This is a genomic window from Streptomyces sp. NPDC001904, assembly GCF_040297005.1.
Classification (GTDB): Bacteria; Actinomycetota; Actinomycetes; order Streptomycetales; family Streptomycetaceae; genus Streptomyces.
In genome coordinates this window covers 427,054-445,215 of the sequence record NZ_JBEOYI010000003.1, presented here as the reverse complement: position 1 = coordinate 445,215, position 18,162 = coordinate 427,054, and the positions used below count along the sequence as shown (strand labels likewise).

17 protein-coding genes are annotated in these 18,162 nt (G+C 72.6%); 7 read left to right on the top strand and 10 right to left on the bottom strand.

What is annotated here, in order from left to right; translation table 11 throughout:
* Nucleotides 1-86: 86 nt before the first annotated feature.
* On the bottom strand, nt 87-680 hold the full coding sequence (locus tag ABT127_RS06770; RefSeq protein WP_351445291.1) for a histidine phosphatase family protein: 594 nt from the start codon (nt 678-680) through the stop codon (nt 87-89).
* A gap of 248 nt (nt 681-928) precedes the next feature.
* On the opposite strand from ABT127_RS06770, the gene ABT127_RS06765 reads away from it, so the two are divergent.
* Entirely contained in the window at nt 929-3,817 is a 2,889-nt protein-coding gene (locus ABT127_RS06765) for an SCO1167/SCO6262 family helicase (protein WP_351445439.1), read from the top strand.
* Nucleotides 3,814-5,118, top strand: a complete 1,305-nt coding sequence (locus tag ABT127_RS06760) for an SWIM zinc finger family protein (RefSeq protein WP_351445289.1) — start codon at nt 3,814-3,816, stop codon at nt 5,116-5,118. The genes ABT127_RS06765 and ABT127_RS06760 overlap by 4 nt, the downstream gene beginning before the upstream one ends.
* A gap of 15 nt (nt 5,119-5,133) precedes the next feature.
* Here ABT127_RS06760 and ABT127_RS06755 read toward each other — a convergent pair whose 3' ends face one another.
* The 4 genes from ABT127_RS06755 to ABT127_RS06740 are packed head-to-tail and all read right to left on the bottom strand — an operon-like array spanning nt 5,134 to nt 8,060.
* Nucleotides 5,134-5,676 carry an HAD domain-containing protein gene (locus ABT127_RS06755; protein ID WP_351445287.1) on the bottom strand — a complete coding sequence of 181 codons (543 nt, stop codon included), beginning with the start codon at nt 5,674-5,676 and terminating at the stop codon, nt 5,134-5,136.
* Nucleotides 5,677-5,713: 37 nt separating this feature from the next.
* Complete coding sequence (gene kilB / locus ABT127_RS06750) at nt 5,714-6,172, bottom strand: plasmid transfer protein KilB (protein ID WP_351445285.1); 459 nt, start codon at nt 6,170-6,172, stop codon at nt 5,714-5,716.
* A gap of 44 nt (nt 6,173-6,216) precedes the next feature.
* Nucleotides 6,217-6,855 (bottom strand): peptidase, encoded by a 639-nt coding sequence (locus ABT127_RS06745; protein WP_351445283.1) that lies wholly within the window; start codon nt 6,853-6,855, stop codon nt 6,217-6,219.
* Nucleotides 6,852-8,060: a pyridoxal phosphate-dependent aminotransferase gene (locus tag ABT127_RS06740; RefSeq protein WP_351445281.1), complete on the bottom strand. Its 1,209-nt coding sequence runs from the start codon at nt 8,058-8,060 to the stop codon at nt 6,852-6,854. The genes ABT127_RS06745 and ABT127_RS06740 overlap by 4 nt, the downstream gene beginning before the upstream one ends.
* Nucleotides 8,061-8,166: 106 nt before the next feature.
* On the opposite strand from ABT127_RS06740, the gene ABT127_RS06735 reads away from it, so the two are divergent.
* Nucleotides 8,167-8,802: a winged helix-turn-helix transcriptional regulator gene (locus ABT127_RS06735; RefSeq protein WP_351445279.1), complete on the top strand. Its 636-nt coding sequence runs from the start codon at nt 8,167-8,169 to the stop codon at nt 8,800-8,802.
* A 270-nt stretch (nt 8,803-9,072) separates the two neighbouring features.
* Here the strand turns inward: ABT127_RS06735 and ABT127_RS06730 are convergent, their stop codons facing one another.
* The 4 genes from ABT127_RS06730 to ABT127_RS06715 form a co-directional block, all read right to left on the bottom strand.
* Nucleotides 9,073-9,831, bottom strand: a complete 759-nt coding sequence (locus tag ABT127_RS06730; protein WP_351445277.1) for a hypothetical protein — start codon at nt 9,829-9,831, stop codon at nt 9,073-9,075.
* Entirely contained in the window at nt 9,831-11,096 is a 1,266-nt protein-coding gene (locus ABT127_RS06725) for a VWA domain-containing protein (RefSeq protein ID WP_351445275.1), read from the bottom strand. Before ABT127_RS06725 ends, ABT127_RS06730 begins: the two co-directional genes overlap by 1 nt.
* A gap of 74 nt (nt 11,097-11,170) precedes the next feature.
* Nucleotides 11,171-11,788 carry an FxLYD domain-containing protein gene (locus tag ABT127_RS06720; protein WP_351445274.1) on the bottom strand — a complete coding sequence of 206 codons (618 nt, stop codon included), beginning with the start codon at nt 11,786-11,788 and terminating at the stop codon, nt 11,171-11,173.
* Between the two features lie 45 nt (nt 11,789-11,833).
* Complete coding sequence (locus ABT127_RS06715) at nt 11,834-12,928, bottom strand: baeRF3 domain-containing protein (RefSeq protein ID WP_351445272.1); 1,095 nt, start codon at nt 12,926-12,928, stop codon at nt 11,834-11,836.
* Nucleotides 12,929-13,045: 117 nt separating this feature from the next.
* Here ABT127_RS06715 and ABT127_RS06710 point away from each other — a divergent pair, with 117 nt between their 5' ends.
* Together ABT127_RS06710 and ABT127_RS06705 are read left to right on the top strand one after the other, a co-directional pair.
* Nucleotides 13,046-14,524, top strand: a complete 1,479-nt coding sequence (locus ABT127_RS06710; RefSeq protein ID WP_351445270.1) for a basic amino acid/polyamine antiporter — start codon at nt 13,046-13,048, stop codon at nt 14,522-14,524.
* A gap of 50 nt (nt 14,525-14,574) precedes the next feature.
* Complete coding sequence (locus ABT127_RS06705; protein ID WP_351445437.1) at nt 14,575-15,843, top strand: arginine deiminase; 1,269 nt, start codon at nt 14,575-14,577, stop codon at nt 15,841-15,843.
* Nucleotides 15,844-15,878: 35 nt separating this feature from the next.
* On the opposite strand, the gene ABT127_RS06700 is transcribed toward ABT127_RS06705, so the two are convergent.
* The gene (locus ABT127_RS06700; RefSeq protein ID WP_351445268.1) at nt 15,879-16,652 is read right to left on the bottom strand and encodes a trypsin-like serine peptidase; all 774 of its coding nucleotides are present in this window, start codon (nt 16,650-16,652) and stop codon (nt 15,879-15,881) included.
* Between the two features lie 57 nt (nt 16,653-16,709).
* Between ABT127_RS06700 and ABT127_RS06695 the strand changes: the two genes are divergently transcribed.
* Both ABT127_RS06695 and ABT127_RS06690 read left to right on the top strand, forming a co-directional pair.
* The gene (locus ABT127_RS06695; protein ID WP_351445266.1) at nt 16,710-17,159 is read left to right on the top strand and encodes an SRPBCC family protein; all 450 of its coding nucleotides are present in this window, start codon (nt 16,710-16,712) and stop codon (nt 17,157-17,159) included.
* 57 nt (nt 17,160-17,216) lie between these two features.
* The gene (locus tag ABT127_RS06690) at nt 17,217-18,125 is read left to right on the top strand and encodes a HipA family kinase (protein WP_351445264.1); all 909 of its coding nucleotides are present in this window, start codon (nt 17,217-17,219) and stop codon (nt 18,123-18,125) included.
* Nucleotides 18,126-18,162 lie beyond the last annotated feature (37 nt).

Genomic DNA, 18,162 nt, shown 5'->3' with positions numbered 1-18,162 from the left:
CACACCCCGTCTCCGGAGGATCGTCGGCTGCGGCCTCCTGGCCGACTCCTTGCCGACGATGGTGCACGACGGGTCTGACAACGCCCTCAGGGCCGCAGGTTCCACCCCGAGATCACGGGACGGCCGTGCTCGAAGGTCAGCCGGCTCACCGTGCCGGTCGCCAGCAGGAAGTGGGCGCCGCCCGACGGCGGCAGGCCCAGCCGGCGCGCGGTCAGCACCCGCAGGAAATGGCCGTGCGAGACGAGCACCACACTGCCCTCGTTGTTGGCGAGCGCGGCGTCGACCTTGGACAGCATCCGGTCCGCCCGCGCCCCCACCTCCTCGGGGGTCTCGCCGGGATGCTCAGGAGGCCCCGTCGGCACTCCGTCGTCGAAGAGGAACCAGTCGGGCCGCGTGCGCTGGATCTCCCGGGTGGTCACACCCTCGTAGGCGCCGTAGTCCCATTCGACCAGGTCGTGGTCGACGGTGACGCGGGAGAGCCCGGCGAGCTCGGCGGTCTCCCGCGCGCGCTGCAGCGGACTGACGAAGACGGCGCCCACGTGGTAACTGCCGACGAGCGGTGCGACCCGGCGCGCCTCCTCCCGGCCGTTCTCGGTCAGCGGGAGGTCGGTCAGCCCGGTGTGCTGGCCCGTCAGGGCCCACTCGGTCTCACCGTGCCGGACAAGGAGCAGATCACCCAAGACGCGCACCGTTCTGTCAGGGTCCGGAAAGGTTCACAGGACATGCAAGGGACATTCTTGCTGGAACCGTACCCGGGGCGCGCGTCACCGCAGGCAGCGGGGATTGTCGGACCCGGCCCGTAAGGTTTCAGAGATCGAACGGATCGAGTCGACATCGAGTGGACCCAGCGGCCCCAGTGGGGCGGACGAGTCCGACGAGAGCAGAGAGGGGAGGCCGGGTCGCCGTGCCGGACCTGCCGGGCGCCGTCATGCGCGCCGCCGCCGTCTTCCTGCCCGCTCCGCTGCCGCGCGAGGGCCGGATCGCGTTCTGGTCGCCGGACGACCCGGCGGGCCCGCCGGGCGCCGACGCGGAGATCGCCGTGGTGCGGCCGCACGGGGCGGGCGTGCGCAGCCGTCAGGTCCCCGCGCTCGTCCTGCCCGTCGTCGACGCGCTGCCGCTCCTCGTGCGGGCCCGCCGCACCCCGGGTGCCCACCCCGCCGCCGCGGCCTGGGGCGCGGCGGCCGCGCACGCGCTGCATCTGGTCGCCCGCGGCCGGCTGCTGCCCGGGCTCACCGCGTCCGACCACGACGCCTGGCGCGCGGGCCCGCTCGACGAGGACGACATCGCCCAGCTCAGGGGGATCGCCGCCGCTCTGCCGCCGGAGGGGTTCGCGGTCCCGGTAGCGGGCCGCAGACCCGTCCAGGTGCCGGAGCCGCAGGCGCTGGTGCGGGCGTTCCTGGACGCCGTGGCCGACGCGCTGCCGCGCACTCCCGCGGCGGCGCACGCGGCGGGCGCCCCGTTCGCCGCCGCCGCTGCCCAGCACCTTCCGCAGGCGCGGCCCTGGGCGGTGGAGGCGGCCGCCGGACTCGACGCGGGCGTGAAGATCTCGCTCCGGCTCGACCTGTCGCACAAGGACTTCTTCGACGCGGACGACACCGCTCCGGGCCCGGATCCAGCCGCAGGCGCGGACACGGGCCCGGACGCGGAATCCGGTGCCCCGCCCGCCCCCGAAGTCCGTCGCGCGGGGACCGCCATCGTCCAGGTGCACAGCCTCGCCGACCCCACACGCGTGGTCGACGCCGCACACCTGTGGGCGGGCGACGCCGACGACCACTTCGGGCCGCGCGCCCGGATCGACGCCGTGCTCGCGGTGCGCCGGGCCGTCGCCGCCTGGCCGCCGCTCGGGCGCCTCCTGGAGCAGGACGTGCCCGATGTGCTGGCCCTCGCCGAGAGCGAGCTGATCGACCTGCTCGGGCCCGGCGCGGGCCGGCTCGCCAAGGCCGGCGTCACCCTGCACTGGCCGCGCGAGCTGGCCCGCTCGCTGACCGCCACCGCCGTGGTGCGCGCACAGACCGCACCCGGGTCCGCGACCGACGGCACGACGTTCTTCGACGCCGACGAGCTGATGGCGTTCAACTGGCAGCTGGCGCTCGACGGGGACCCGCTGACCGAGCGTGAGATGGACCGGCTCGCCGAGTCGCACCGGGCCGTCGTCCGGCTGCGCGACCAGTGGGTGGTCGTCGACCCCGACCTCGTCCGCAAGGCGCGCAAGCGGGAGCTGGGCCTGCTCCAGCCCGTCGACGCCCTCGCGGTCGCCCTCACCGGCGAGGCCGAGGTCGACGGCGAGCGGGTCGCCGCCGTGCCCACCGGACGCCTCGCCGAGCTCCGCGACCGCCTCACCCGGGGCCTCGACACGGTCGAGCCGCCGCCCGCCCTGCGCGCCACCCTGCGCGACTACCAGCTGCGCGGCCTCGCCTGGCTCGACCTCATGACCTCGCTCGGGCTCGGCGGCTGCCTCGCCGACGACATGGGCCTCGGCAAGACGGTCACCCTCATCGCGCTGCACCTGCGCCGCGACCGGCCGCAGCCCACCCTCGTGGTCTGCCCCGCGTCGCTGCTCGGCAACTGGCAGCGCGAGATCGAGAAGTTCGCGCCCGGCGTCCCCGTCCGCCGCTTCCACGGAGCCGACCGCAGCCTCGACGACGGCACCGGCGGCTTCGTCCTCACCACGTACGGCACCCTGCGCACCCGCGCCGCCGAACTCGCCGCGCACGACTGGGGCATGGTCGTCGCCGACGAGGCACAGCACGTCAAGAATCCCAACTCGGCGACGGCGAAAGCCCTGCGCACCATCGACAGCCCCGCGCGCGTGGCCCTCACCGGCACCCCCGTGGAGAACAACCTGTCCGAGCTGTGGGCGCTGCTCGACTGGACCACACCCGGCCTGCTCGGCCCGCTCAAGGCCTTCCGCGCTCGGCACGCGCGCGCCGTCGAGGGCGAGGTCCCCCTTCAGGGACAAGGCGGCGTGAACCCCGAGGCGATCGAGCGTCTGTCCCGGCTGGTGCGCCCCTTCATCCTGCGCCGCAAGAAGTCCGACCCCGGCATCGTCCCCGAGCTGCCGCCCAAGACCGAGTCCGACCACCCGGCGCCGCTCACCCGGGAACAGGCCTCGCTCTACGAAGCGGTCGTCCGCGAGTCCATGGCGCAGATCGAGGCCGCCGAGGGCATCGGCCGCCGCGGCCTCGTCATGAAGCTGCTCACCTCCCTGAAGCAGGTGTGCAACCACCCCGCCCAGTACCTGAAGGAGGGCGAGCAGACCCGCCCGCGGCTGGTCGGACGCTCCGGCAAGCTCGCCCTCCTGGACGAGCTGCTGGACACGATCGTCGCGGAGGACGGCTCGGGCGGCTCGGTGCTCGTCTTCACCCAGTACGTGTCCATGGCCCAGCTGCTGTCCACCCATCTGACCACCCGTGCGATCCCGCACCAACTGCTGCACGGCGGCACCCCGGTCGCCGAGCGCGAGCGCATGGTGGACCGCTTCCAGTCCGGTGACGTCCCCGTCTTCCTGCTGTCCCTGAAGGCGGCGGGCACCGGACTCAACCTCACGCGCGCGGGCCATGTCATCCACTTCGACCGCTGGTGGAACCCGGCGGTGGAGGAGCAGGCCACCGACCGCGCCTACCGCATCGGCCAGACCCAGCCCGTGCAGGTGCACCGGCTCATCACCGAGGGCACCGTCGAGGACCGGATCGCCGAACTGCTCGCGGTCAAGCGGTCCCTCGCGGACGCCGTCCTCGGCTCCGGGGACGCGGCGCTCACCGAACTGACCGACCGCGAGCTGAGCGACCTCGTGTCCTTGAGGAGGGGGCCCGCATGAGACGCGGCGACACCGGGCGGCACAGCGCCCACATCCCCGGCCGGGCCGGGGCCGCCGAGCAGGCGCAGGCCCGGCACACCGACGGCCGGCGCACGTTTCCGCCCCTGCCCCCGCGCGCGCAGAGCGGCGACGCGGCGCTGACCTGGTGGGGGAACGCCTGGGTGGACGCCCTGGAGGACACCGCCCTCGACCCGGCCCGCCTCGCCCGCGGCCGTACCTACGCCGACCGCGGCCACGTCGACGCGATCACCGTCACGCCGGGACGCGCCGTCGCCTACGTGCACGGTTCCCGGCCCCGCCCCTACCGGGCCGAGCTGCGCCTGCGCCCCCTCTCGGACGAAGCCTGGGACCGCTTCCTCGACACGGCCGCCGCCCGCCCCGACCACATGGCCTCGCTGCTCGACAAGGACGTGCCGCACGCGCTCGCCGCCGTCGTCGACCTCCTGCCGACCGCCGACGACCTGACCCCCGAGTGCACCTGCCCGGACCGCGCCCACCCGTGCAAGCACGCGGCGGCCCTCTGCTACCAGACGGCCCGGCTCCTCGACGAGGACCCCTTCGTCCTGTTCCTGCTGCGTGGGCGCGGCGAGCAGGAACTGCTCACGGCCCTGACCCGGCGCAACGCCACGCACACGGCGGCGGAGCGAACCAGGGCGACGGCTCCCGGTGTCGACACGGTCCCCGCCCGGGACGCCTTCACGGCCCGCGCCGAACTCCCGCCCCCGCCGCCGGAGTTCCCCGCCCCGGCATACCCGGAGCGGCCGCCCTCCTACCCCCAGCATCCGCAGGGCCCCGACCCGCTCGCCCTCGACCTGCTCGCCACCGAGGCGGGCGCCCGCGCGCACGCCCTGCTCACCACCGGCAGCGACCCGATCGCCGGGCTCACCCCCTGGCAGGACGCCGTCCGCGTCGCCGCGGGACATCCCGGTTCCGGACTCACCGCCGCCACCCGCGCGCTCTACGCCTCGCTCTCCCGCGGCACCGGGCGCACCCCCGCCGACCTGGCCCGCGCGGTCGCCGCCTGGCGCCAGGGCGGCCTCGAGGGGCTCTCGGTCCTGGAGGAGGAGTGGGACCCGCCCGCCGGTCCCTTCGACCGGGCCCGCCCGGCGCTGCTCGCCCAGGGCCACCCGGAGTTCCGCCCCCGCCGCAACCACCTCTCCACACCGTCGCTCCAGCTCCGCCTCGGCCGCGACGGCCTGTGGTACGGCTACGAATCCGACCCGGGCCGCGACGACTGGTGGCCCCGCGGCGACCCGGCCGGCGACCCGGTGACGGCCCTGGACTCGCTCCTGGGCCGCTGAGCCAGGTCCCGTCCGCTAGGAGCGCTCCAACTCCCCGGCCCAGGAACGCAGTCGCGCGAAGTCGGCGGTCCGCAGGCCGCGCCGGGGATGGATGGTGAGCAGCAGTGCGGGTGCCCCGTGGTGCTCGGCCACGTACGCCACGTCGGCCTCGGTCAGCATGTCGTCGACCCAGGCGAAGGGCCGCCCGGCCGCCCACTCCACGAGCGTGCGCGTCTTCCAGTACAGACCGTCCGGATCGGTCGCGAACAGCCGCGGCCACTCGATCACCGGCAGGTCCCGCGGCAGCCCGACCGCGGGCGCGATCATCTCGTTCGCCTCGTGCATCCAGGTCGTGGCCCAGGCCAGCTCGTAGGGCAGCGCCCGCAGCAGCGCCCCGTGCCCCGGGTGCAGCACCACGCGCAGCCCCCGCCGGTACCGGCGCGACCCCGGTTCCTGCCGCGAGAGCCAGCCGGACGGCTTCAGCCGGTGCGCGCGGTAGCCGCGCAGCCGGGCGAACCGGTCCTTGTACGGGTTGAGCGGGCCGTCCACGTCGAGCAGCAGCAGCGGCTTGTCCGTCATGGGGAAGAGGTGCCCACGCCGGAGCGCCCGTACGCGCTCAGCGCACGGTCGGGGCCGCCGCCGACACGAACGCGTCCAGCATCTGCTTCGACTGGCGGGAGCGCCGGTCACGGTCGTCCGCCTCGGCCGCCTCGTGCAGACAGTTGGCGAACTCGAAAGCCTGCTCCGCGAGTTGGCGCAACCGTGCGTCGTCGCAGACCAACTGGACGCGGGTGAGCGCGGAACGAGCGGCGATCCGTGCCTCGTACGACGTGAACCGGGAGGCGTCCACGACGGCGTCCGGCGCGTTCTCGTGCGACCGGAACCAGCGGTCGTTCTGGCTGCGCCGATAGTCGAGCAGTGCCCCCGCGAACGCGCTGTAACTGGAGATCCGTTCCTGCCGCATCTGCTCGGCCCGCGCCAGCTCCGCGCTGCGCACCGTCGCCCGCCCCTGGAAGAAGTGCGTGACCACCGAGCCGAGCAGGGTGCCGAGCACCGCTATCAGAGCCGCGTCCACCGTTCCGCACTCCTCCGTCCGTACGCCGACCCGCCGGGGGCAGGCTACGCCTCCGGCGCCGTCGCGCGTCCGGGGACGAGCGACATGCCGCGGCCCGCGAAGAACTCCGCGAACCGCTCCACCGGCAGCGACGCGGTGCGCGTCGCCGCGTCCGTGCCGGAGGGGTTGTGGAAGTGGTAGCCCGCTCCGTCCGCGGTGCGGGCGGTGACCAGGACCAGATGCCCGCCGCGGCCGGGTGCCGGCTCGTGCGGGCGGCGGATCGCGTAGTGGACGGAGGCGATGACCAGCCGGCCCGCGTCGAGCAGCGCGCCGATGCCGTCCGCCGTCAGCTCCCGGTGCACCGCCGCGTCCACGCCGTGTGCCTGGCGCAGGTACGTCACGGCCGGTGCGTAGATCATGCCGTGGATCTCCCCGTCGCCGTCCACCGTGTACGCGCCGGACTGCACTGCTCCGTCTCGGAGTTGGAAGAGGGAAGGCGCCCCGGCGCCGAGTGCCATCCGCAGGCAGGTCGCCCCGCACAGGTGCCCGCACCAGCGCGCGTAGTCCTCGACCGTCGCCGCGCCCGACGCGGCCCACGCGGGGTCGAGGGCCCGGTCGAACTCACCGTTCACGATGGGCCCGACGAGGTCCGGCGAGGCGAACTGGGTGTGGCTCGGATACGGGCAGGTGGTGCAGGAGGTCACTGACGGTATCCGCTCAGGAAGCGCCCGATCCGGCTGATCGCGGCGTCGAGATCATCAGCGTAGGGGAGGGTGAGGATCCGGAAGTGGTCGGGGCGCGGCCAGTTGAAGCCCGTGCCCTGCACGACCTGGATCTTCTCGCGCAGCAGCAGATCGAGGACGAACTTCTCGTCGTCGACGAGGGGATGCACCTTCGGGTCCAGGCGCGGGAACGCGTAGAGCGAGCCCTTCGGCTTGACGCAGCTGACGCCCGGGATCTCGTTGAGCTTCTCCCACGCCTTGTCGCGCTGCTCGCGCAACCGGCCGCCGGGCGCGGTGAGTTCATGGATCGACTGACGGCCGCCGAGCGCGGCCTGGATGGCGTACTGGGCCGGCGCGTTCGGGCACAGCCGCATGGAGGCCAGCATCGTCAGGCCCTCCAGATAGTTCTTCGCGTGCTGCTTCGGGCCGGTGATCACCAGCCAGCCGGAGCGGAAGCCCGCCACGCGGTACGTCTTCGACAGCCCGCAGAAGGTGAGGACGACCAGGTCGGGGGCGAGGGCGGCGGCGCTGTGGTGGACGGCGTCGTCGTACAGGATCTGGTCGTAGATCTCATCGGCGAACACCATCAGGCCGTGGCGCCGGGCGAGGTCGAGGATGCCCTCGATGATCTCCTTGGGGTAGACGGCGCCGGTGGGGTTGTTGGGGTTGATGATGACGACCGCCCTGGTGCGGTCGGTGATCTTCGACTCCATGTCGGCCAGGTCGGGGTACCACTCGGCCTGCTCGTCGCACAGGTAGTGCACGGCCTTGCCGCCGGAGAGCGTCGTGACCGCCGTCCAGAGCGGGAAGTCCGGCGCGGGGATGAGGACTTCGTCGCCGTCCTCGATCAGTGCCTGTACGGCCATGGAGACCAGCTCCGAGACGCCGTTGCCCAGGAAGACGTCCTCGACGTCGACCTCCAGGCCGAGCGTCTGATAGCGCTGGGCGACGGCGCGGCGGGCCGAGAGGATGCCGCGCGAGTCGGTGTAGCCGTGCGCCTGCGGAAGCATCCGGATCATGTCCTGGACGATCTCCTCGGGCGCCTCGAAGCCGAAGAGCGCGGGGTTTCCGGTGTTCAGGCGCAGGACGCTGTGGCCCGCCTCCTCCAGCGCGTTGGCGTGCTCGATCACCGGGCCGCGGATCTCGTAGCAGACCTCGCTCAGCTTGCTCGACTGCCGGAACTCCATGCGCTTGCCCTCCAGGCGGACCAGGTGTCACTGTGCTGAACCGTTGTTACTTGGTTTTACCAAGTGGACGCTTGGAAAGTCCAACAACTTGCATAGACTGCGAGCCATGCCACGCCGAAGCTACGACCAGTACTGCGCAGCGGCCCGCGCTCTCGACTCCGTCGGGGACCGCTGGACCCTCCTGATCGTGCGCGAACTCCTCGCCGGGCCGCGCCGCTACACCGATCTGCACGCCGATCTTCCCGGCGTCAGTACGGACATGCTGGCCACGCGCCTGAAGGACATGGAGCGCGACGGGCTCGCCGGGCGGCGCCGGCTCGGTGCTCCCGCCTCGGTGCACGTGTATGAACTCACCCCGCGCGGGCGGGCGTTGCTGCCCGTGCTGCAGGCGCTGGGGGAGTGGGGCGCGGCCGATCTCGCCGAGCGGCGGCCGACCGACGCGGTGCGGGCGCACTGGCTGGCGCTGCCGCTGTTGCGGCAGCTGGAGGGGCTCGGGGAGGCGGGGGTCGTCGAGGTGCGGGTGGATGAAGGGGAGTTCCACCTGCGGGTGGGCGGGGAGCCGGTGTACGGGGACGGTTCCCCTGGGGAGGGGGTGGCCGATGTGCGGCTGACGTTGGACGCCGAGGTGTGCGGGGCCGTTGCCCGGGGTGAGATCGGGCTCGTCGCCGCCGCACGGGCCGGGCGGGTTGAGGTCTCGGGGGACGGCGCGCTGGCCAAGCGGCTCCTCGCCGAGGGCGGCTGAGCTCCTGCGTTGCCGGGTGCGGCTCTCGTCGTGGCTGGTCGCGCAGTTCCCCGCGCCCCTGAAGGCATGCGCTGACGCGCAGCCTTCTCCTGAGGCAGCGCTACGCGCGCCTCTTTCGATGAGATGGCGCACGAAGTGCGCATCTCAGGGGCGCGGGGAACTGCGCGAGAAGCGGCCACCGGGCCGCACGCGAAGAACTACCCAGGGGCGCGGGGAACTGCGCGACCAGCCCCCGCGCACCCGCAGGCGCGCAACGAGGCCGCGGTGTTCCTACGGAGCGCCCACCGGGCGTCCCGAGCCGCGCGTCAGGGCGTAACCCCCGATACCCGCGAGCGCCGCCAGCACGGCACCGGCCGCCGTCCACACCCAGCGACCCGTCCACCACCCGGAGGACCACCCGTCCACCGGAGCGGCCTTCTCGGCCGAGGCCGTCGTCCCCGGGACCAGCGGAGCGGACAGCGTGCCGTCCACCGCCCCCGACGACCCGATGTCCTTCGAGTGCGCCTCGACCGAGGCCCGCACCGGCTGGCCCAGATCGGCGTCGGCGAGCGAGGTCACCGTCAGACGGACGAAGTACGTGCCGGGCAGCGGGTCATTGGCCCACGCCTCCGACCAGGCCCGCACCGGCCGCAGCGTGCAGCCGAGCTCCACGCTCTTCGCCTCCGCGGGCACCGTGCGCGCCTGCATGCCGTACATGCACGACTGACGGCGCCGCAGCCCGTCGTACACGTCGATCCGCCAGGTCTGCGCCCCGTGCCGCGCCTGCGCGGTCGACAGGTCGACACTGGCCCGCACCGTGGGACGCTGCCCCGCGTCGGCCGGGTACGACCAGTACAGGTAGTCGCCCGTGGACGCGCTCGTCGTCGCCTTCTGGTCCTGCTGCATCTGCGCCGCCGTACGGAACGACGTCCCCGCCTGGGCCGGCGCCTTCCCGGACGTGTCGTCGTCCGCGGAGACCGGTCCGGGCAGCGCCAGCAGCGCGGTCGCGGCGCCCAGCAGGGCGCCCGTCAACAGCCTTGTACGTCGCATCAGTTCGTCCTCCAGACGGCGACACGCCAGCGCGAGAGCCAGCCCCAGACGACACCCGCGAGGAAACCGACCACGACCAGCGCGACCAGCAGCCACCAGCCGTTGCCGAGCCCGAACGCGGCCACGTCGGACGCCTGGTCGGGGCCGTCCACGAGGTCGACGGTCAGCTCGACCGGCAGGCCGGGGCTCGTCTTCACCGAGGCGGGCGCGGAGTAGGAGTTCGAGACCTGGAGGCAGACCGTCTCCGGGTTCGTGTCGTCGTCGTCGGCCTCCGGCCTCGGATAGCGCAGGCCCGTCGAGATCGCGTCCGTGCGGCCGTCGCCCGCCTCCTGGCCGCGGACGATCTCCCGGCCGTGCGTGGTGACCGCGCGCAGCAGCACGCCGTAGTCCTGGTCGACGGCCCGGTCGGCCGCCACGCTCACCGAGGCGCGCAGCTCCTGCCCGGGGTCGACGTCGACGCGGTAGAAGCGGTGCTCGCCGAACTTCTCCCGGTCGCTGTACAGACCGGGCTTGAGCTGCGGCGCGTCGGCGCACTGCCCGGCGCCGTCGACGGCCACCGGGTTGACGACCGGATCGGCCGCCCGGTCGACCAACTGGCCGACCTTCTGGGAGAGCTGGTTCTTGTGGCGCACCGCGGTGTACGTGCCGCCGGTGGCGTCGGCGATGCACGACAGCTGCGCACGGGTCTTGGCGTCGGCGACCAGGCCGAGCGTGTCGATGGTCAGGCCGATGCCCTTGGCGGCGATCTCGCGCGCCACCTCGCACGGGTCGAGCGGCTGGCAGGTGTCCTCGCCGTCGCTGATCAGGACGATGCGCTTGGTGCCGTCTCCGGAGCCGAAGTCGTCGGCTGCCTTGAGCAGCGCGGGTCCGATCGGGGTCCAGCCGGTGGGCTGCAGCGTGGCCACGGCCGTCTTCGCGTCGGTGCGGTCCAACGGGCCGACGGGGTAGAGCTGGCGAGTGTCCTTGCAGCCCGTCTTCCGGTCGTCGCCGGGGTAATCGGCGCCCAGCGTCCTGATCCCGAGTTCCACCTCTTCGGGGGTCGCGTCGAGGACCTCGTTGAAGGCCTGCTTCGCCGCGGCCATCCGCGAGCCGCCGTCGATGTCGCGGGCGCGCATGGATCCGCTGACGTCCAGGACGAGTTCGACCTGCGGGGCGGGTTTGCTGTCGGTCTCGTCCGCGTACGCCGCTGTGGGCGCGAGGCCGCCGGCTGTCAGGGCGGCGAGCAGGGCGCACAGCCCTGCCGCCAGCCGTTGTCTGATGATCATCGGCGGATCTTATGAACCGAAGGGTCCCGGGACCAAAACGAGCAGGCGGAGCGGCCGGCGCGGGTGCCGCTCCGTCAGTAGCGCTGTGCCTGCGCGACCTTCGCCGTGAGATGCGGCTCCGGCGGCTCGGTGCTGATGGCGAGCGGCTGGGCCTTGTCGCCCGGGTCGAGGTCCTTGGCCCCGACCACCGTCGACTCCACCACCTTGCCGTCCGCGTCGCTGAAGTCGACCCGCACCGCGTACGAGGCCTTCTGGTCGGTCTTGTTGGTGATGTTGACCACGAGCGCGCGCACGTTGTCCGTCTCCGCCAGCGGCTTGCCGGTCAGGGAGACGCTGTCCATGGCATTGCCCTTGCCGTCCGCCTTGTCCAGCTCGCGCGTGAACTCCTGGCGGTTGCGCTCCACTTCGGCCGAGACCGACGCCTCGAAGTCGTGGGCGCGCTGGGACGCCGATGCGGCCGCCCGTGACGCCGACTCCTTCACCTCCGCCTTCTTCGACGCGGCGCTGGAGGCCAGGGCCGACGGCGGCTCGCCCGAAAAGTCCGACGTGTTCGGGGCGCTCGCGCGGGGGCTGGTGCTCGCCGCGCCGGAGTCGCCGCCGTCGTCGCTGCACGCCGCCAGCGCCAGAACGCCGGCGGCCGTGCACACGGCGAGGGCGACGCCCGTGCGACGGGCTGTCCTGGGTGTCCTCATGACCGGTTCCTTTCCTCTCTCTGTCCTGTCGGTGCCGTGCCCGCGTCAGAAGCGCAGGACGGCGGCGATGTGCCCGGCCTCGTCGAGGGTGCCGTCCGGGACGAAGACCACCTCGCCGCCGGTCTCCAGGGTGGATTCCACGATCTCGTCGACGATGTCGTGGACCGCGTCCAGGTCGTCGTCCCGCGCGGGCTCCAGATGCCCCTCGCCGGCCCGCACGGTGGTCCGGAAGTTCTCCTCCACCACGAGCCGGTGGATCCGCGCGTCCGACGCCTTCTGCCAGACCTCGTCGATCCCGGCCGCGTACGTGTGTCCGCCGCGGGCCCGGTCCAGGCCCGCCAGCGCCTCGGCGACCGCCCGCCGGGCGTCCTCCTCGCGCGCCGGGGCGACGGCCTTGGCGACCGCGTCGGGCGTGCCGTGCGCCAGCCCGCCGACCGGCACCTGGACCGCCCCGCGCGCGGCGTCGCCGACCTCGTCCAGCAGGGACAGCGCGGCCGGCTCCCCGGTGACGTACAGCGGACGCCGCTCGGCGGCCGGCAGCGCGCCGAGGGCGTCGTCCGCGTCCCGGAAGAACTGGCGCGCCTGCTCGTCCCGGAAGGTGCTCGGCAGATCGCCGACCCGCTCCTTGCGCTCCGCGTCCGGGTCCTCCAGATCGCGCTCCAGCGGGAAGCCGTGACCGGTGTCCCGGCTCACGCGCTCGCCCCGGCCGGCCCACAGGGTGATCCGGTCGGCGGCGACGGACAGCACCCGGTACGGGCGCGCGGCGGCGTCGGCGGCCACCAGGTTGCGGGTGAGGAAGGTGTCGGCGATCACGACGCGCTCGGGGACCGGCCGGTCGACGGCCCAGACCTGGTGCTCACCGGGGGCGGCGAAGACCAGCAGGCCGTCCCCCGCGTGCGCGAGGTCGGTCTCGGCGACGGCCTCCCGTAGCTGCGCGAGCACGTCCGCGCGGCGCTCGGCGGTCACCGCCGGGTCCGCGTCGAGCCGCCGCTCGGCCTCGGCCACGAGATTGTTCAGCCGGACCGGATCCTGGGCGTTCTCGGGCCGTCGCCGATGGGTCGGCATCACCAGGGACACCGCCGGATAGGGGCGCTGCCTGCGCAGCTCCGCGAGGACCGCGGGAGTGAGTGAGGAGTGCATAACACATCATGCTGCTCACACATTGACGTATCCGGCTATTCGAAAGCAGGACGGGAAAAGGGCGAGAGGAGGTAGAAAAGGTGCAGGATCCAGCATCTCGGTAGAAGACTGAAGCGTATGGATCAGGCAGTGGACTCCAGCGGGAACCCCACCGGGGGTACCGCCCGGGACACCACCCCCCGGACCGCCAAGCTGACGCTGTTCACGCTGACGACGATGGTCGTCGGCTCGATGGTCGGCGCGGGGGTCTTCTCGCTGCCCCGCCGGTTCGCGGACGAGACGGGGGTCGCGGGCGCGCTCATCGCCTGGGTGGTCGCGGGCGCGGGCATGCTGATGCTGGCCTTCGTCTTCCAGCGCCTGGCGCTGCGCAGGCCGGACCTCGACGCGGGGGTGTACGCGTACGCCAAGGCCGGGTTCGGCGAGTACCTCGGCTTCTTCGCAGCGTTCGGCTACTGGGCCAGCGCCTGCGTCGGCAACGTGACGTACTGGGTGCTGATCATGTCCACGGTGGGCGCGATCGCCCCGGCGCTCGGCGACGGCGACACGTTCCTCGCGATCGTGCTGTCCTCGGTGGGCCTGTGGGCGTTCTTCCTGCTCATCCGCCGCGGTGTGAAGGAGGCCGCGACGATCAACCGGATCGTCACGGTCGCCAAGCTCGTCCCGATCGTGGTCTTCGTGATCCTGGCGCTGTTCTTCTTCAAGCCGCACGTCTTCGCCGAGAACTGGGGAGGCGCCGACTACGCGGGCTCGCTCTTCGACCAGGTCCGCGGCACCATGCTCGCCACCGTCTTCGTCTTCCTCGGCGTCGAGGGCGCCAGTGTGTACTCGCGGCACGCCAAGCGCCGCGAGGACGTCGGCCGGGCCACGATCCTCGGCTTCCTCAGCGTCTTCGCGATCTTCGCCTCGGTCACGATCGTGTCGTACGGGATCCTGCCGATGAGCGAGATCGCCGAGCTGCGCCAGCCGTCGATGGCCGGGGTGCTCCAGGAGGCGGTCGGCACCTGGGGCGAGGTCTTCGTCAGCGTCGGCCTGATCATCTCGGTGCTCGGCGCCTATCTCGCCTGGACCCTGATGGCCGCCGAGGTGTTGTACGTCGCCGCCCAGGACGAGGACATGCCCCGTTTCCTGGGCCGCGCGACCGCCGACGACGTGCCGGTGCCCGCGCTGCTGATGACGACGATCCTGTCCCAGATCGTCCTGGTCATCACGCTGTTCTCCGACGACGCCTTCAACTTCGCGCTGGATCTGACCAGTTCACTGACGCTGATCCCGTTCCTGCTGGCCGCCGCGTTCGCCCTGAAGATCGCGCTGCGGCCCGATCCCCGTACCGTCGGCGGCGGCACCGGCTTCTCCTCCGACCTCGTGGTGGCCGCCCTCGCCACCGTCTACACGGCGTTCCTGCTGTACGCGGCCGGGCTCAAGTTCGTCCTCGTCTCGTTCATCTTCTACGCGCCCGCCACCATCCTCTTCGTCATGGCCCGCCGTGAGCAGGGCCGACGCGTCTTCTCCGCCCGTGAGCTGATCATCCTGGCCGTCTCCGTCGCCGGCGCCGTGCTCGGCGTCGTCGCCCTCGCGGCCGGCTGGATCAGCCTGTGAACCCCTCCACCCGCTCGACCACCACCGGCTCGACCACCGGAAGGCAGACCGTGACCGAGAACCGCACGACCACCGCTTCCGCCGCGTACGGCGTGCACTCCGAGGTGGGCCGGCTGCGCAAGGTGCTGGTGTGCGCGCCCGGCCTCGCGCACCGCAGGCTCACCCCGACCAACGCCGACGACCTGCTCTTCGACGACGTCATGTGGGTCGAGAACGCCCAGCGCGACCACGCCGACTTCGTCAACAAACTGACCCGGCGCGGGGTCGAGGTCGTCGAGCTGCACGACCTGCTCGCGCAGACCATGGCGATCCCCGAGGCGAAGAGCTGGCTCCTGGACCGCAAGATCGTGGCGAACCAGGTCGGCGTCGGCCTCATCGACGACACCCGCGCGTTCCTGGAGAGCCTGGAGCCGCGCCGCCTCGCCGAGTACCTGATCGGCGGTCTGGCCACCACCGACCTGCCGGACGACTTCCGCTCCCCGTACGTGGCGCTGGCCCGGGAGACGGCGGGCGTGCGCGAGTACCTGATGCCGCCGCTGCCCAACACCCTCTACACCCGCGACACCACCTGCTGGCTGTACGGCGGCCTCACCCTCAACCCGCTCTACTGGCCCGCCCGCCACGACGAGACGCTCCTGATGAAGGCGGTCTACCTCTTCCACCCGGACTTCGTGGGCTCGACGGTGTGGTGGGGCGACCCCGAGAAGGAGTGGGCGCAGGCCACCTTCGAAGGCGGCGACATCATGCCGGTCGGCAACGGCGTGGTGCTGATGGGCATGAGCGAACGGACCTCCCGTCAGGCCATCACCCAGGTCGCGACCGCCCTGTTCGAGCGGGGCGCGGCCGAGCGGGTCATCGTGGCGGGCATGCCCCGGCTGCGCTCCGCGATGCACCTCGACACCGTCTTCACCTTCGCCGACCGCGACATCGTCACCCTCTACCCGAAGATCATGGACTCGGTGCACACGTTCACACTGCGCCCCGCCGACCGGGCGCCCGGCCTTGACATCACCGACGAGGGCTCGACCCCGTTCGTCGACGTGGTCGGGAAGGCGCTCGGGATCGCCGGAGGCCTCCGGGTCATCGAGACCGGTGGCGACGTCTACGCCTCCGAGCGCCAGCAGTGGGACAGCGGCAACAACGCCGTCGCCGTCGAACCCGGCGTCGTCTTCACCTACGACCGCAACACCCAGACCAACACGCTGCTGCGCAAGGCCGGGGTCGAGGTCATCACCATCGTCGGCGCCGAACTGGGCCGGGGCCGCGGCGGCGGCCACTGCATGACGTGCCCGATCGTCCGCGACCCGGTCGACTTCTGAGCGGGACGGATCGCTCTCCTACCGCTACGGCTCGCTCAGCAGGCGTTCGCCGTGAAGCCGATCGGCACCAGATCGCCCTTGCCGCCGTCGACCGCCCGCGCGAACAGTGCCCGGACATCGCTCCCGAAGGGGGTGCTGTACTCCACGTCCGGTGCGCATCCGCCCTGTTCGAGACCGCCGATCACGCCGACCAGCTGTCCGTTCTGGAGCCAGGTGCCCCCGCTCGTCCCGCTGCCGAACCCGCCGCAGTGGATGCCGGAGTAGTCGTCGACGTTCTCCAGCGGGGCGGTGCAGGTGAGGGGACGGCCCCGGCTGCCCATCGGATATCCGCTGACCGTGACCGGCTCCTGTGCCCGCGGCGTGCCGAGGGGCGCTCCCGGCACCACGTCCTCGATCTTCTTGCCGCCCTGCGGCGCGACGCGCAGGAAGGCGACGTCGTGGCGGGGGTCGAACGACTTCTTCCACGCCGGGTCGATGTAGATGTCGGTCACCGACCAGACGCCGCCGGGGAGTTCGCTGTCGTGCAGCAGGGGCGCGAACTCGATGGTGGCGCCGCCGCCGAAGACGCAGTGGGCCGCGGTCACCAGCAGGTCGCGTGACGGCGAGTGGACGATGCCCGCCGAGCAGAAGTGCGGCCCGCCGAGCCGGGGGACCGCACCCAGCACGCTCGGGTAGAAGAGCGCTCCGGTCGCCGGAGCGGTCTCCACGGAGTGGGCCGTGGGGGCACCCGGTTCCGCGGCGTGCGCGGCGGGCTGGAGTGCCGCGAGACCGAGCATGAATCCGATGAGCACTGCGATGATCCGGCGCATCGTCGGATGCTAATGAGAAACACGCCATTCCTGAAGGCCCTGCGTCATGATGTGCTCATGGCCACGGAGGAGTTCAGCCGCAGCGTCACCGTCGCCGCCACGGCGGCCCGGGTCTTCGCGCACCTGGAGCTGCCCGACAACTACGTCGGCCTGGCACCGCTGGTCGTCGCGGTCCGAGAGGTGACGACCCTGCCGGAAGAGGTGCGGTACGTCGCGGTCGAGCGGTTCCGGCTGGGGCCGCAGCGCTGGGACAACCCGATCCGCGTGTCGATGACGTTCCCGCGCACCGGCCGCCGGATCGTGAGCGACGTCCACAGCCCCGGCGGTGTCCGGCTCACGGCGACGGTGGACCTGACCGACACCCCCGAGGGCGCCCGGGTGCGCGAGACGGTCCAGGTGGTCTTCCCGAGGCCGCTGCGGCCCCTCGTGATCGGTCAGGCGGCCAAGGCCCAGCGCCACCGTCTGGCCGAACTGGCGCGCCGGATGAGCGAGGCGCACCCGCGATGACGGGCGCCCCCGGCGCGCCGTGAAATGCTGGGCATTTGATCCATGGAGCCTTGGACCATGTTGAGAGAAGTCACGGCGACCCGCTACGTCACCCCGCTGCACGCCGGCGGGTCGGTCCCCGGGGTCGTGGAGGCCGACGACCTGGGCACGTACGTGCTGAAGTTCACCGGGTCCGCGCAGGGGGTCAAGGCGCTGGTCGCCGAGATCGTCGTCGGGGAGCTGGCGCGCCGGCTGGGGCTGCGCTTCCCCGAACTGGTCCTCGCCCGCTTCGACCCGGCCGTCGCCGCCGACGAACCGCACCAGGAGGTCCAGGACCTGCTGCGCGCGAGCGCCGGGCTCAACCTCGGCATGGACTACCTGCCGGGCGCGGCGGACTTCACGCCCGAGATCGCCGAGGTGTTCGCCGTCGACCCGCTCGAAGCGGGCCGCATCGTGTGGCTCGACGCGTTCACCGTCAACGTCGACCGCACCGTGCACAGTTCGAACCTGATGGTCTGGCCGACCTTCGGCACGGCTCCGCCGAAGCTGTGGCTCATCGACCACGGCGCGGCGCTCGTCTTCCACCACCGCTGGGAGGGTGCCGCGCCCGAGCGTGCCTACGACTTCAAGCACCACGCGCTGGGCGGGTACGGCCCCGACACCCGCGCCGCCGACGCCGAGCTTTCCCCGAAGGTGACGGAGGGGTTGCTGCGCGAGGTGCTGGCGCTGGTGCCGGACGCCTGGCTCACCTCCGACTTCGCGTCGCCGGGGGAGGCGCGGGACGCGTACGTGTCGTACTTGCTGGCCCGGGCTCGGAGTTCGGCGTCCTGGCTGCCGACGGACTTTCCTTCCCGGGACGAGCTGGCCGCTGCCGATGCGCGGCGCGCGGCCGCCATGGAGAAGGGGCGGCCCGCGTGGTTGAAGCGGGTGCCCGATCTGCACGGCAAGCCGGGGGCTGAGCAGGACTGGTCAGTTCATCTGGGATGAGGCGGGGCCGTTGTTCGTCGGCCGACGGCCGGTGGGG

What these genes read in the sequence shown, in the direction of transcription:
- ABT127_RS06765 (WP_351445439.1), top strand. Translation starts at nt 929, where the DNA reads ATGCGCGCCGCCGCCGTCTTCCTGCCCGCTCCGCTGCCGCGCGAGGGC.
- ABT127_RS06760 (WP_351445289.1), top strand. Translation starts at nt 3,814, where the DNA reads ATGAGACGCGGCGACACCGGGCGGCACAGCGCCCACATCCCCGGCCGG.
- ABT127_RS06755 (WP_351445287.1), bottom strand. Translation starts at nt 5,676, where the DNA reads ATGACGGACAAGCCGCTGCTGCTGCTCGACGTGGACGGCCCGCTCAAC.
- ABT127_RS06740 (WP_351445281.1), bottom strand. Translation starts at nt 8,060, where the DNA reads ATGGAGTTCCGGCAGTCGAGCAAGCTGAGCGAGGTCTGCTACGAGATC.
- ABT127_RS06735 (WP_351445279.1), top strand. Translation starts at nt 8,167, where the DNA reads ATGCCACGCCGAAGCTACGACCAGTACTGCGCAGCGGCCCGCGCTCTC.
- ABT127_RS06730 (WP_351445277.1), bottom strand. Translation starts at nt 9,831, where the DNA reads ATGCGACGTACAAGGCTGTTGACGGGCGCCCTGCTGGGCGCCGCGACC.
- ABT127_RS06725 (WP_351445275.1), bottom strand. Translation starts at nt 11,096, where the DNA reads ATGATCATCAGACAACGGCTGGCGGCAGGGCTGTGCGCCCTGCTCGCC.
- ABT127_RS06720 (WP_351445274.1), bottom strand. Translation starts at nt 11,788, where the DNA reads ATGAGGACACCCAGGACAGCCCGTCGCACGGGCGTCGCCCTCGCCGTG.
- ABT127_RS06715 (WP_351445272.1), bottom strand. Translation starts at nt 12,928, where the DNA reads ATGCACTCCTCACTCACTCCCGCGGTCCTCGCGGAGCTGCGCAGGCAG.
- ABT127_RS06710 (WP_351445270.1), top strand. Translation starts at nt 13,046, where the DNA reads ATGGATCAGGCAGTGGACTCCAGCGGGAACCCCACCGGGGGTACCGCC.
- ABT127_RS06700 (WP_351445268.1), bottom strand. Translation starts at nt 16,652, where the DNA reads ATGCGCCGGATCATCGCAGTGCTCATCGGATTCATGCTCGGTCTCGCG.
- ABT127_RS06695 (WP_351445266.1), top strand. Translation starts at nt 16,710, where the DNA reads ATGGCCACGGAGGAGTTCAGCCGCAGCGTCACCGTCGCCGCCACGGCG.
- ABT127_RS06690 (WP_351445264.1), top strand. Translation starts at nt 17,217, where the DNA reads ATGTTGAGAGAAGTCACGGCGACCCGCTACGTCACCCCGCTGCACGCC.